This window comes from Formicincola oecophyllae (assembly GCF_006542395.2).
Taxonomy (GTDB): domain Bacteria; phylum Pseudomonadota; class Alphaproteobacteria; order Acetobacterales; family Acetobacteraceae; genus Formicincola; species Formicincola oecophyllae.
The window spans coordinates 1,611,321-1,625,055 of the sequence record NZ_CP038231.1 but is presented as its reverse complement, the minus strand read 5'-3'; the positions used below and the strand labels follow the sequence as shown (position 1 = coordinate 1,625,055).

Below are 13,735 nucleotides of genomic sequence, written 5' to 3'. Positions count from 1 at the left end.
GCTTGGGTTCCTCAGGCGGCGCTGGCTGGGGCTCCCTCCCCTGGTTGGTCAGGCGCACGCAGGGCCTGGCTCCCTTCAGCGGGCCCGGCGAGTGGGGCCTCTGTGCTAGTTGGCGCTGCTTTGCGCACCATGGTGGCTGCGAAGAAGCCATCCGTCCCATCGCGGTAGGGCGTTAGGGAGAAGGCCCCTTTCCCCCGCAGCCCCTCTGGCAGGAGGGAGGATGTCTCCCCCTCAGCAGCTAGGGCGAAATCAGGGTGGGATTGGAGGAACGCCGCAACCTGCTGGCCGTTCTCGGCGTCCAGCAAAGAACAGGTGGCGTAAACCAGCCGCCCCCCAGGGCGCACTAGCTTGGCAGCCCGCTGGAGGATGGCGGCCTGCTTGGGCACCAGCTCGTCCAGGTCCTGCTGGCGCAGGCGCAGGCGGGCATCGGGGTTGCGGCGCCATGTGCCCGTGCCTGAGCAAGGCGCGTCCACCAGGACAACATCAAAGGTGCCTTCGCGCCGCTTGGCCCATTTATCCCCCGCCGTCAGCAGGTGGCGGGTAGCGTTGTGCACGCCTGCGCGCTTCAGGCGCTTGGCAGCACCCTCCAGCCGTGGCTCTGAAACGTCACAGGCCACGATCTGGCCGCGATTCTCCATCAGCATGGCCATGGCCAGCGTTTTACCGGCAGCGCCTGCGCAAAAATCAGCCACGCGCTGCCCTGGCTTGGGGGCTGCTGCTGCTGCCACAAGCTGGCTGCCCTCGTCCTGGATCTCTACCAAGCCATCGCGGAAAGGCTGGCTGGCCGTCACAGGCTGGCGCCCTTCAAGGCGCAGTCCCCAGGGGGAAAGCGTAGTGGGCTTGGCGGTGAGGCCAGCGCGCGCCAGTTCGCGCAGCGCTTCCTCCCGCGTGCCTTTCAACAGGTTAGCGCGCAGGTCAAGGGTGGGCGCCTGCCCCATGGCGGCCATTTCAGGCACCAGGTCAGGGCCGAACTGGGCCTCCAGCGCAGGCGCCAGCCAATCGGGGTATTCCAGGCGGACGGCGTTCGATTGCTGCGGCATGGCCAGCTTCTTGCCAGCCAGATGTGAAAGGGCCAGTTTTTCAGGCGCCTTCAAACGGGCTGGAGCGTAGCGTTCACCGCTAAACATCCTGGCCACGTCATCAAGGGCCATGCCCTCAAAATGCAGCATGGCTGCGCACAGCAGGCGCGGCGTAACGTCAGCGGTGCTGAACCCCTCCGCAGCGCGGTCGGGGAAGTGCCAGTGGAGCTTGCGCCAATTGCGCAGCACGTTCCAGGCCAGCTGGGCAATGGCCCTGCGGTCGCCACCACCGATGAAGCGCCGTTCCCTGAAGAAGGCGTTGGCGGTGGCGTCAGCAGGGCGGCGGGGCGCGGCAGCGATGGCGTTAAGCAGGTCGATGGCGCTGGCAAGGCGTGCTTCAGGTGTCATGCACCCGCCCTAGCTTGTTACGCCCGCAACGGCAAGGGGCACCTTGGCGCGCCCCCTGCCAGGTCGTGGTTCAGTCCAGGCGGTAGTTGGGGGCTTCCCGCGTGATGGAAACGTCATGGACGTGGCTCTCACGCAGGCCAGCATTGGTGATACGGCGGAAACGCGCCCGCTTCTGCAGCTCCGGCACGGTGGCAGCACCTGTGTAGCCCATGCCGGCGCGCAGCCCCCCCACAAGCTGGTGCACCACAGCAGCCATGGGGCCTTTGTAAGGCACGCGCCCTTCGATCCCCTCAGGCACCAGCTTCAGCTGGTCGCTGACCTCAGCCTGGAAATAACGGTCTGCGGAGCCACGCGCCATGGCGCCGATGGAACCCATGCCGCGGTAGGCTTTGTAGGAACGCCCCTGGTAGAGGAACGTCTCCCCTGGGCTTTCCTCCGTGCCAGCCAGCAGGGAACCTGCCATGACGGCATCAGCGCCTGCCCCAATGGCCTTGACGATGTCGCCTGACGTGCGCACCCCGCCGTCCGCGATAGCGGGCGTGCCCATTTCGTGGCAGGCGGCAGCGGTTTCCAGCACAGCAGAGAACTGCGGCACACCAACGCCAGCCACAACGCGCGTGGTGCAGATGGACCCTGGCCCAATGCCCACCTTGATGCAGTCGGCGCCAGCAGCGATCAGGGCCTGGGCGGCCTCAGGCGTGGCCACGTTGCCAGCGATGATCTGCACGTCGTGGTAGCGGTCGCGCAAGCGCCCTACCATGTCCAGAACGCCCTTGGAATGGCCATGGGCCGTGTCCACCACCAGAACGTCAACGCCAGCGGCAATCAGGGCTTCAGCACGGCCATAGCCATCCTCCCCCACACCGATGGCGGCACCGCACAACAGCGCGCCGCGCCCATCCTTAACGGCCAGGGGGTGGGCGATGGACTTCTCCATGTCCTTGACGGTGATGAGGCCAACGCAATGGCCACGCCCATCCACCACCAGCAGCTTCTCAATGCGGTGGTGGTGGAGGAGCTCGCGCGCCTGGTCAGGGCTCACCCCCTCCTTGACCGTCACCAGGTTGTGGTGGGTCATCAGGTCGCGCACGCGGTGGGAGGGGTCGGTGGCGAAGCGCATATCGCGGTTGGTGAGGATGCCCACCAGCTTGCCGTCATCCTCCACCACAGGCAGGCCTGAGACGCCATGGCGCTTCATAATGGCCGTGACCTCGGCCAGGCTCTGCTCAGGCCCCACTGTGACGGGGTTGATGACCATGCCGGACTCGTAGCGCTTGACGCGCTTGACGGCCGCAGCCTGCTCATCAGTGGTGAGGTTCTTGTGAATGATGCCAAGCCCCCCCTGCTGGGCCATGGCGATGGCCATGGCGTCCTCCGTCACGGTATCCATGGCGGAGGAGAGGAGCGGGATATTCAGCTCCACCTTGCGGGTCAGGCGGGTTTTGGTCGAGACCTGTGCAGGCAGCACGGAGGAGGCGGCAGGCTCCACCAGGACGTCATCGAAAGCGAGGGCGTCACGGATGCGGTGGTAAAGTGGATTGCTCTGGAAAAAGTCGCTCATGCCCGCCAGGGTTCCCCGTTTTCTGGTTCAAAGGAACGGAAAGCCAGGGGAGCGCGCTGCCATGCCAGGCCGCGTTGCCTGCGGCCGTTTTGCCAGCGGGCGCCTCTGGCCCGTTGACAGCGCTTCTTAACCTATCGCCCCAGCCTGGGGAAGGTTTAAGCGGGGGTTAAATCACCCAGGATCCCCGCAGGCTTGGCCTTCGGGGCGTTGATGTTGCCTTAAAGTGACAGGCGAGCCCAAGCTCATCCAGCACTTGGTACCAACCAACCCCTGGCAGGCCAGGCCCTGCTGGTTTCAGGGACCTTCGGACCCAGCGGCAGTTGGCGCCACCGTTCCCCAGAAGGGGGGCGATGACTCCCCCGCCACAGGGCCGAACCACGCAGTTGAGAGCAGCCCCTGGCAGTGTTGGAACCCCCTGATGGCAGGGCCAGCGAACAGCAGCCTGATGGTGGCGCCTTCACCGTTGGCTGTTGGGACGACCTCTGGGCTGGCGCCCTTCTGGACCTGCTTTGGGGCTGGATTAGTTTGGCTGCCCTGCCCAGCATGACGCCCCCCATCACCATTCCCATGGGTGACGTCAAGCGTGCCTTGGCTGTTCTGCAGCCAGGCGGCCAGAAGGGCCTCCATCGTGCTGCGGTCAAGCGTGCCTTGCCATGCCTGGTGGTGGAAAGGGCTGAGGTCAAATTCCCAGCGCTGCCCCCCTGTGCTGAGGGTGATGTGCTCCCCCCCTTTGAAGGGCTGGTTCTGGCTGGCGCCCTGTTCTTCTGCCGGGGGCGCGTTCTCACTGGCGCTTGCTGCGCCATCCTGCCAGCCTGGCGGCAGCACCAGGATGGAAAGCGGGCCAGAACGGTTCTCCAGGGCTAAGTGGGCCCCACCAGGCAGGCGCGCTAGCAGGCGGCATTGGGTGATGTTGCCTTGGTAGGCTACCCAATGCTCAGCGCTCCATTCAGCGCCAGCGCTGCCTTGGTTGAAGTGCCACCCGCCCCGCGCCTGCGCTTGCTGCAGGCCAGCTGGCCCCCAACCTATGGCTAACCCCGCAACCAGCCAGGCGGCTGGCTTGCCCAGCTTAAGCCAGGTGGGGGGCAAAGGGCGGCGGTGGAAACGCTTGGGGGTGCACATGCAAAGCCTGCCAGCAAATCTCAACAAAGGGAGGGGTGATGGGGTGCCGCGCACCATAACATTTTTTGCGCGCAGTGTGTTTTGCAAGCCCTCAAGTGGCCACAAGTCCGCCCATGGGAAAACCCCCACGGAAAACGCCCGTGCGTAAAGCGGCCATGAAAAAACGCCTGCTGGCTGTACCGGCAGGCGTTAGGGCTTCAAGCGCGAATTCTGGCTGGGAGACCTGGATTCGAACCAGGGCTGACCGGGTCAGAGCCGGTAGTTCTACCGCTAAACTATCTCCCAAGCGGATCCCTTCTAACGAAGGAACGGTGGTTTCTATAACTGCCTTCAGTCCCCTGCGCAACCCCTGCCAAGCGCTTTTTCTGCCTTAACCCCCAAATATGCAAGCAAAAATGCGCAAGCAAAGCAGAGAAATGGAGGGGAGGGTGAAGGCGCCAAAGCACCCATAAACACACATCCACCCACAACGGCAAGCCAGCAGCAGGCCTCACCCCAAAGGGAGGGTTGTTTTTAAAGTCTGGGTTTTTGAATCCTGGATTTGGATATTCTGGCTGGGAGACCTGGATTCGAACCAGGGCTGACCGGGTCAGAGCCGGTAGTTCTACCGCTAAACTATCTCCCAAGCGGGTTCCCTCATAAATGAATAGGGAACAGCGATGCTTTAGCGCCCTTTCCCACCCAGCCGCAAGGGGATGAAAAGCAAAAAACCATCACCGCCCTGGCAAGGTGGCGTAGCAGGCCTATATCTTGTGAACCCCTTCTAAACCCATAACTGTAAAAAACTGTAAAACCACTCAAGCCGTTCTTGAAACCGCTTTGACGAAATTGAATTGAACTGACATGACCGCCAACACACCCCCTGACAACAAGCCTGAGGGCGCAACCACCACCACCCCAGCCACGCGGCAGGGGCGCGTTCCAGGGCGGCCTTTGCGGGCGTCTGGCACGCCAGGGGTGCGCGACAGCCGCGCAGATGACGCCGCAGCCCGCACGCTGCGCCCCAAAACAGTGCGCGTGAAGAAGGCGCGCGGCAAAACCAACGCCCAGGTGCGCTGGCTCCAGCGCCAGCTTAACGATCCTTACGTGCAGGCCGCCCGCCTGCAGGGCTGGCGTTCGCGCGCCGCCTTCAAACTGCTGGAGATGGACGATAAATACGGCCTCCTCAAACCAGGCATGAAGGTGGTGGATTTGGGCGCGGCCCCTGGCGGCTGGGCGCAAGTGGCGGCCAAGCGCGCCCCTGGCGCACGCATTGTCGGCGTTGACCTACTGCCTGTGGAACCTGTGGAGGGCGCCAGCTTCATTGAAGGCGACTTCATGGACGACACCATGCCAGCCCAGCTTGAAGCGCTTCTGGACGGCAAGGCGGACCTGGTGATGTCGGACATGGCGCCCAACACAACAGGCCACCCTGGCACGGACCATATCCGCATCATGGGGTTGACGGAGAACGCGCTCCACTTCGCCCGCGACATCACAGCACCTGGGGGTGCCTTCATCGCCAAGGTGTTTCAAGGCGGGGCGGAGAAGACCATGCTCGACCAGCTAAAGCGTGATTACGCCACGGTGCGCCACGTCAAGCCGCCGGCCTCACGCAAGGAATCGCGCGAGCTCTACGTTGTGGCCACAGGCTTCAGGGGCCAGCCCAACCCCAGCTGAACCTAAAATTTTATTACAGCACCCTTTTTTAAACCTTACCACATTTTAAAGAAGGGTGCTAAGCTCGTTTAAAACTATCTACCTCAAGAGAGATTAAAACTATGAAAGCATCAACACAAACAATTCTAAACTACTTTGATGGTAAAAAAGCTTTTTGTGTTCCTGCCTATCAGCGAGGGTATAGCTGGGAAAAAAAAGATTGGGCTGCTCTTTGGGAAGATCTATCAGATTTAGCCCTTCTCTATGAAGAGGGCGCTTCAAAGGTATCGAACATCACTCCACCACGTCATTTTTTAGGTGGAATCTATGTGGCGCCTTATGAATCAAGCGCGACCAACACTAATACCTTTCTAATTATAGATGGACAACAAAGACTCATTACATTTAGTATTTTCTTAATCGCTTTACGTGATGTTTTTTGTGAAGAGAAAGATAAAAAAACATCAGATGAGATTGATTTTTACCTTAAAAACCACTCTAGTGCTTCTAAAGCGTATAAAATATATCCTACCTCTAGAGATGATGATGAGAAATCCTACAATATACTTGTAGAAAAATATAATAAGTTTTCGTCTGCAGAACGAAAAAAATTTAAACACCCCATGATGAAAGCATATGATTTTTTTAAATCTAAAATAAAAGAGTCTTCTGGTAAAGATGCATCTGAACCGTCATTAGAGCAAATCTACAAGGCCCTTGTGAATCCATGTGGCTTAGAAGTAATCGACATTTCTCTTGATCGTGATGACAATGCTCAAGAAATTTTTGAAAGTCTCAATGCAACAGGGGAAAGTTTAAATTCTGGAGATTTAATCCGTAACAGTGTTCTAATGTGCTTTCAGCAAGAAAACCAAGAAGAAGTTTACAAAAATTATTGGCTGCCTTTAGAGAACTGTGTGGGCTCTAAAAATTTGACAGAGTTTTTTTATAATTACTTACGCTCTAAGGGAAAAAAGATAACCAAGAAGGTTGTATATGCTGAAATATCAAAAAAACTAACTGCTCTGGGGAAAAATGGCCCAGATCATGTTAAAGAATTTTTGGAAAAATTATCTGTTGCTAGTTCATTGTATAGCCTGATGTTAGCTCCAGATTCTGATTCAGAGAATCATCTACCTTCTGAAGCCTTAAAAGTTTTAAATGTTTTTCAACGCCTTGAAGCCAAGGCCGTTTTCCCTTTGGCATTGAGGTTACTCATTTTATGGAAAAAAGGGCTGTTTGACGGCACTACTTTAACCTCCTGCTTTGAATTGATAGAATCTTACATCATTCGTAGATTTTTCAGTGGTTTACCATCTAATTCGCTTACCACGGCTTCAGTATCGATAGCTGGCACGTTGGCCAATCGACCTTTTGAAGAGGGTTCGAATGGTGGATGGTATGAATTTTTAAGTGAAAGCATCTCTCAAATTTCTAATCAGGGTCGTTTTCCTTCCGATCAAGAACTTCAAAAAGCATTTCTGACATATGATGTTTATACGGATGGGGACAATAAATATTGTCGGTACATCCTTGAGTGTCTCATGGAAAAGAGTGCTGGACCTGAAAAAGTTTACTTTACCGATACCACCATTGAACACATCTATCCTCAGAACCCTGAAGGCAAATGGGCTTCCCTGGATGAAGAAGAACACCAGAAATGTGAAAAGCTGAAAAACACTTTGGGGAACCTTACTCTCTCAGGGGAAAATCAGAAAATGGGCAACAATGATTTTTCTCATAAAAAAATTACCTTGAGAAAAAGCAGTTTCCTTTCCAACAGGAATATTGCTGATCTGGACAGTTGGACTTCCAGAGAGATCCTGGCCCGAAGCGAACAGCTCTATCGCCAGGCTCTCACCTTATGGAAAAAGCCTTAAGCTCCTTTAATCATTTTGCTCGTTTCATGATGCGCTCTTTTTCATAAGGGGTCACAATGTCGGCCAGGCTCTGCCTGTCCAGGGCCGCCATGAAGCCCTCCTGGGCGCTGGCCAGAACGCTTGTCAGCGCGCAGCCCCCTGCCAGCAGGCACATGCCGCCCGCCGTGGCGCTAGCGCAGCCCCCGGCCACGGCAGGCCCTTTCAAGCAGGGCACGATGGCCAGCGCCCCTTCAGTGTGGCGCACCACAGCGCCCAGATTGATGGCCGAAGGCGCGCGCGCCAACCGCACGCCGCCTGCGCGCCCGCGCACGGTGGTAATGAACCCCCCCTGCCCCAGGCTGTGGATGACCTTCACCAAATGGTTGGTGGAGATTTCGTAAACGCGCGCAATCTCTGCCAAAGGCACCAAGGGGGGCGCGGTTTCGCCTGCGCCAGCCTGGGGTGCAAGGTTCGCCTCCTCATACTGCACACCCAGGTAGATGAGCGTGCGGAGGGCGTAATCCGTGTGGACTGTTAGTTTCATGCTTGTCCTTTCCTGAACACGGTGGCCCTGAGGGGTGGAGTGGATGGCAGGGTTTCCTTGCCATCATGGCGGGATGGGTATAAAGATACTTATCAAATACATCTTTCAATGCAGGATGAACAGCACCATGCCCCAACCCCTTTCGCCAGAAACGATCGCCATCGTCAAAGCCTGCGTGCCCGCCCTGGAGGCACGCGGCCTTGAAATCACCCAGGAGATGTACAAGCGCCTGCTTGCCAACCCTGAGATCCGCGACCTGTTTAACATGTCCCACCAAAAGGATGGTGAACAGCAGAAGGCCTTGGCCTATGCCGTTTTGGCCTATGCTAAGCACATCGACAACCCCGCCCCGCTGCATAGGATGATTGAGCGCATCGCTGAAAAGCACGTTGGGCTGAACATCCTGCCAGAGCACTACCCCTATGTTGGCAAGGCCCTCCTCGGCGCCATCGCGCATGTCCTGGGCGACAGCGCCACGCCAGAGGTCATGGAGGCCTGGAAGCAGGCCTACTGGTTCCTGGCGGACGTCCTGATTGGGCGCGAGCACCAGATTTACGATGAGCACGCCCACCAGCCAGGCGGCTGGACAGGCTGGCGCCGCTTCAAGGTGGCCAAGCGCCACCATGAGGCCGCCGACATCGAATCCTTCCGGCTGGAGCCAGTGGACGGCAAGCCTGTGATGCTGCACAAGCCCGGCCAGTACCTCAGCTTCAAGCTGGATGTGCCAGGCCACGGCTCCCAGCGGCGCAACTACACCATCTCCTCAGCGCCGGCGGCCGACCATTACCGCCTGACCATCAAGCGCCAGCCGCAGGGCGTTGTCTCCAACTGGTTTGACAGCCACATGCATGAGGGGGACGAGATTGACGTCTCCGCCCCCGCTGGTGATTTCCAGCTGCCAGCCCAGCACGACAAGCCCCTTTTCTTCATCAGTGGCGGCGTTGGCCTCACCCCCATGATCGCCATGCTGGAAACGCTGGACAGGGAGGGTGCCCAGAAAACCCCCGTCCGCTACATGCACAGCACCCACAGCCCTGAAAGCGAAGCCTTTGGCGACTACATCCGCAAATTGGCAGCGGAGGGCCGCGTGAAGGCGGACATGTTCTACACCCGCGCCAAGCCACCAGCTGCCAGCGCTGGCGTTACCAACCATGAGGGGCGCATGACCACGCTGTGGCTGCGGGGGCAGATCGACCCCAACGCCACCTACTATCTGTGTGGCCCCACCGACTTCCTGGTGGACATGGTGCAGACCCTCAAGGATGCCGGCCTTCCCCAGGCGCAGGTGAACTTCGAGATGTTCGGCTCCGCCTCCAACCCCTACCTGGCGCTTGACGCTGACGCCTGAGGGGTGAGGGATTGAGGGGTGGGCGTGAAATAAGGGCGCCCTCTGCCCCTTTCAGCCGCTTTACAGGGGGGTATGGCGCGCTGGCGGGCCAGATTGGAAGGAGCCAGGCTGAGTGAAGGGGTCTGGCCCTTTGCCCAGCAACGCCAGGAAGACGTCATCAGCCAGCCTCTCCAACTCTTGGTGCGCGTGGCCCTGCGCCTGGCTGGCCTGGACAGACAGGCCAGGCTGCGGCTGCTCCCAAACCATTTCCAACCAATCCAGCAAAGGCCCAGGCACGGCAGCGCTTGCAACGCCTTGGCGCCTTGCTTGGATGAGGGCCTCCACCATGGGGCGCAGCGCCTCTGACCAGGAAGCGCTGGGCTGGTCCTGCTGGGCGGTTGCGCTTTCAAGGGCATCCAGGAGGCCAGGCACGCTCACAGCTGGCATGACAAGTGCGGGGCCGCCGCGCTCTGCCGCACGGCACTGCGCCACTAAAACTTGAAGCGTCAAGGCGGAGCGCACAGCGTGCAGGAGGGGCTTGAGCGCACCACTGCGCTGCTGTTCCCCCCAAGCGCGCTTGCCCATGGAATGGTGGGTTTGCCACGCCACGGCGGGGTTGAAGCTGCAGGCGGCAAATGAACGCACCATGGCCATGGCGCGCTCCTCCTGCCGGAACGAGCAGGAGCTGGCCAGCCATTCACGCACAGCCATGTTGCCTTTGGCCAGAAGGGGCAAAGCTTTGGCGATGTCCCACCCCACCAGGTCCAGCTGCAGGGTGGAGGGGGCTGAAGCAGAAAACACCCCTGGCCCGCTTTCCCGCCCTCCCTGCGATCGTGGGCTTTCCTGGCTTGGCGCAGCCAGGCCGTGCTGGGGGCAGAGCAGGTCCACCATTTCCTCCACCACCAGGCGGCGGGGGGAGAGACGCAAATAGTCCCGTTCAGATGCCAGATAGAGGAAGCGCACATCATGGTCACTGCCTGGCCCCTCAAAGCCCCACAGCCGCGACCCCACCACCCCCGCCCATAGGATTTGAGCGTTGGAACGCATTTCCCAATGCCGCAAAAAAGGATAAACTGTTTTCCTCAATGTCATTAAGTGTCATGCCTTAGAATCGAACGTAGAAGTAGAATGAGTAATCCACCCCTCCCCATAGAAAACGAACTGGCCTATTTTTATCCCATTGAGGAGAAGGACAATCTCAAGAACTGGTCAGAAGGAAAGGTTAATATCACTTCTGAAGGTGATATTCTTTTCTATAGAGAAAGGAAAATTTAATTGGATTAAGGAAATTAATAGTGAAAATATTTATGATATAGGGAGCCAAATAATTGCTGTATTGAAGCAGAAAAACATTTACATAATTCTATTTCCAGGAAAGGGATCATTAGACAAGGGAGGAATAAATTATTCCTCTTTGAAGTTCACATCAAAAGCTGCATTTATTTTTGAATCTAATTGTGATATTCTATCTATAGAAGAACTAAAACTAACTAAATTTACCCCATGTGAATCGTTAAATATAAAATGGGACTTAAGGGAATATTTAAAATTATATATAAATAATACATCCGATAAAGTAACATCTTTTTTTAAGACAACAAACTCAATTTACAATAACTATATAGTAATAAATTTCGAAGGAGAATTCGATGGAAATCAACCTAAATGTGAAGATGTAATTATAAAGAAATTATTTTTAAATATGCTTCTTAAGGAAGAATTCAAAAAATTTAGTACACTTCATAATATAGATTATCTAATTTCATTGATTAACCAGACAGAATGGTTTTTCTTAACTGCTATAAGTAGCTTACATAGGCTGCCTTACCCAGTAATTAAAATAAATAAACCCTTCCCTGAAGCCTTATTTGTTTATCCAAGAGATAATTTCTCTTTAACTAAACCGGGAAAAATCATTATACCTATTAAGAATGATTTTTGCAATTTAATTTTGGAATATATTCAACAAAGCTTTTTACATCCTGAATGGTATTTCAGTTATGTAAGAAACATCATAACCATAAATTTACTTTCTCCAAAACCTTTGGATGTTAATTATGCTCTTTTAAATTATTTAACTCTACTAGAAGGATTTCAAAAAGATAAATATAATAGTAAGTATTATGATAAGATAAAAAAACATATTTCTGATGTGAATTTATACTTACCTGATCAATATGTAAAATCTTTCTTGGATGAGGTAAGGAAATATAGAAACTCTTTAGCTCATGGAAATTTATCCGTTAAGGATTCATCCGAATATGGGAAATTAATTGTATTATATTATTTTGTTCGTAATATTTATTGGGCTTTCATTATGAAATCTATTGGCTTAGATCCCAATACTATAAAAGCATCTCTCACACATCTTGATAGTGAGTTATATATTCAACCCAATCTCTGCAAAATGTACTATCCCGATTGCCCCTATGCAAGATTGTTAGATTTCACTGAGGAAGCCATTCAGAAAAAACTTGAAAATTTAGAGAAAAATATAAAATCCCTTCCCCCAGAATGGAGGAAAAACAAGCATTTAGATAACTATGTTCAGAATTATCGTTCAGAAGTTGAGTCTTTTTGTGATCCCGATAAGCAGCACTTAACATCAATTGATTTGCCTATGTCATCTGGTTTTACGACAATATGGAAGTCCAATTTTAATAGCTTAAAATTTCTTAAAGAAGTTAAAGCCGGCAACATCAAAATCGATAATCATGACTACGACCTAACTGATTTTGAACAGGCTATAGAAGAATTACGAAAAGCTGTTTATGAAGGTGATGAACAGACTAACATTACTATGTCGGTGAAATATTCCGATTGGTTATTCGAATTAAAACAGCACATTATCTAAAAAAGATATAAAATTTCTGACTTGGAGTCCTCAACAGCCATCCTGAATTGAATCTAGGTTAGGAGGCTTGGTGAGTTTTGTTGCGCACCCTGCACGTGGTTCAACTTTTTGCCCAACCCTGTTGGCTGAATACCTTTGAAAGCATTTCTGGACAGTACGTCTTTCCGCACACTTGGCCTGGGCACGTTTGCAACCAGAACATCCTGAACTCTTGTCGCTTTCTGTCCGTGGTGAGCTGCACCGGATTCATGGTGCCCCTTTGCCCCACATGCTGGTGGTTGTTGGGCGATTTCAAGGGCATTGCGTGAGTTGGAGAAAGACCAGGATCCTCCCCTCTGGACGCTCTAGCGCTTTCAAAATCTTGGCGTGTGATTGGTCGCGTTGGGCCCCGTTAAACTTGGCTATCCTGGGGAGAAACTTTGCGCTAGGCTTTTTGCACTGCGCTGGTCTCCAGTCGTCCCTTCATCGGTGTCATGGTCTTTAGTGGCACGCGGTGATTCAAGGGAAGCGTTCCGGCCATTTGGACGCGGTGGGAATTGGATGCCCGCCTGCCAACGCAGGTTCTTCGACTTGAACCAACCACGACCCTTCATGGTAAGCGGCGCCCCTGATGGTTCCACCAGGCAGACAGGCAGACTTCCCACCGCTTGGAACAGGCGTGCCCCTTCAGCCACCTGATTATCCTTAACTGCCCTTGGCCTGGTTGCAGGGCTGGGCCTTTCACGGCATCTCAAGTACGGAAACCCGGGTAAAATGCCAACTTCCAGGCGCTGGCCATGGCCTCACTCACCAGGGCAGGGGATCCAGTGCTGTTGATAGGCAGCGGCGTCCTCTGGGCCCCAACACCAGCCCTTGACTTTGAGCGCGTCCATCAGGTGGTCGCGCCAGGAACAGGCCAGCGTTGTCACGCCTTCGCTGCTTGCGCCGCCACGGCAGACGTCATTGGCGACGTCCTGCTCCTCAAACAAGGCTGGCAGGGAAAGGATGGCCAGCTTGCGGCGCAGTGCCGGTGGCAGGGGCTGCTTTTCAGCGCATTCAGGGAAGTTGTCCCCCGCCGCAGGGCCGCACTGCGCTTCAAGCCCTGGCAGATAGGGCTTCAAGTCACGCTGCATGGCGCGGTTGAGGTTGTGCAGCCTGCCCTCATTCAAATGAACGGCGTTGGGGTTGAACGGGGCAGCAATGGCAGGCGGTGCCGCAAGCAGGCCCAGAACGGCCACCATGGCCAGCGCCGCCACGGGCAGCCAGGCGCGCGCTTTCATTCCCGTGCCAGGGGCGCCTGGGATGGGTGGTTGAATGGTTTTTCCTGCGCTGGTCACGTGGCTGGTCATGTTTTCCCCTCCGCCTTCACTCAAAGCATCATTACCCAAATTTCCGGGCACCCCAATCACTGGCGCCCAAGTGTTCAG

Annotated in this window: 10 protein-coding genes and 2 tRNA genes; 4 read left to right on the top strand and 8 right to left on the bottom strand. The window is 55.2% G+C overall.

What is annotated here, in order from left to right:
• Window positions 1-11: 11 nt before the first annotated feature.
• The 5 genes from E3E12_RS07175 to E3E12_RS07155 all read right to left on the bottom strand — a co-directional run bounded on the left by E3E12_RS07175 (window position 12) and on the right by E3E12_RS07155 (window position 4,732).
• Window positions 12-1,427, bottom strand: a complete 1,416-nt coding sequence (locus tag E3E12_RS07175) for an RsmB/NOP family class I SAM-dependent RNA methyltransferase (protein ID WP_141443685.1) — start codon at window positions 1,425-1,427, stop codon at window positions 12-14.
• Between the two features lie 70 nt (window positions 1,428-1,497).
• Entirely contained in the window at window positions 1,498-2,988 is a 1,491-nt protein-coding gene (guaB, locus tag E3E12_RS07170; protein WP_141443684.1) for an IMP dehydrogenase, read from the bottom strand.
• Window positions 2,989-3,282: 294 nt separating this feature from the next.
• Window positions 3,283-4,107: a hypothetical protein gene (locus E3E12_RS07165; RefSeq protein ID WP_141443683.1), complete on the bottom strand. Its 825-nt coding sequence runs from the start codon at window positions 4,105-4,107 to the stop codon at window positions 3,283-3,285.
• Between the two features lie 211 nt (window positions 4,108-4,318).
• Window positions 4,319-4,392, bottom strand: a tRNA-Gln gene (locus E3E12_RS07160).
• Window positions 4,393-4,658: 266 nt separating this feature from the next.
• Window positions 4,659-4,732: transfer RNA gene (locus E3E12_RS07155), tRNA-Gln, on the bottom strand.
• 218 nt (window positions 4,733-4,950) lie between these two features.
• Here E3E12_RS07155 and E3E12_RS07150 point away from each other — a divergent pair.
• Window positions 4,951-5,766 carry an RlmE family RNA methyltransferase gene (locus E3E12_RS07150; protein ID WP_141443682.1) on the top strand — a complete coding sequence of 272 codons (816 nt, stop codon included), beginning with the start codon at window positions 4,951-4,953 and terminating at the stop codon, window positions 5,764-5,766.
• A gap of 101 nt (window positions 5,767-5,867) precedes the next feature.
• The gene (locus E3E12_RS07145) at window positions 5,868-7,625 is read left to right on the top strand and encodes a DUF262 domain-containing protein (RefSeq protein ID WP_141443681.1); all 1,758 of its coding nucleotides are present in this window, start codon (window positions 5,868-5,870) and stop codon (window positions 7,623-7,625) included.
• A gap of 10 nt (window positions 7,626-7,635) precedes the next feature.
• Here the strand turns inward: E3E12_RS07145 and E3E12_RS07140 are convergent, their stop codons facing one another.
• Window positions 7,636-8,148, bottom strand: coding sequence for an RrF2 family transcriptional regulator (locus E3E12_RS07140; protein ID WP_141443680.1), 513 nt, complete (start codon window positions 8,146-8,148; stop codon window positions 7,636-7,638).
• A gap of 127 nt (window positions 8,149-8,275) precedes the next feature.
• On the opposite strand from E3E12_RS07140, the gene hmpA reads away from it, so the two are divergent.
• Window positions 8,276-9,496: an NO-inducible flavohemoprotein gene (hmpA, locus tag E3E12_RS07135; RefSeq protein WP_141443679.1), complete on the top strand. Its 1,221-nt coding sequence runs from the start codon at window positions 8,276-8,278 to the stop codon at window positions 9,494-9,496.
• Window positions 9,497-9,556: 60 nt separating this feature from the next.
• Here hmpA and E3E12_RS07130 read toward each other — a convergent pair whose 3' ends face one another.
• Window positions 9,557-10,567, bottom strand: coding sequence for a nucleotidyltransferase domain-containing protein (locus E3E12_RS07130; protein ID WP_141443678.1), 1,011 nt, complete (start codon window positions 10,565-10,567; stop codon window positions 9,557-9,559).
• A 148-nt stretch (window positions 10,568-10,715) separates the two neighbouring features.
• On the opposite strand from E3E12_RS07130, the gene E3E12_RS07125 reads away from it, so the two are divergent.
• On the top strand, window positions 10,716-12,329 hold the full coding sequence (locus tag E3E12_RS07125) for a hypothetical protein (RefSeq protein ID WP_141443677.1): 1,614 nt from the start codon (window positions 10,716-10,718) through the stop codon (window positions 12,327-12,329).
• A 782-nt stretch (window positions 12,330-13,111) separates the two neighbouring features.
• On the opposite strand, the gene E3E12_RS07120 is transcribed toward E3E12_RS07125, so the two are convergent.
• Complete coding sequence (locus E3E12_RS07120; protein WP_141443676.1) at window positions 13,112-13,657, bottom strand: hypothetical protein; 546 nt, start codon at window positions 13,655-13,657, stop codon at window positions 13,112-13,114.
• Window positions 13,658-13,735 lie beyond the last annotated feature (78 nt).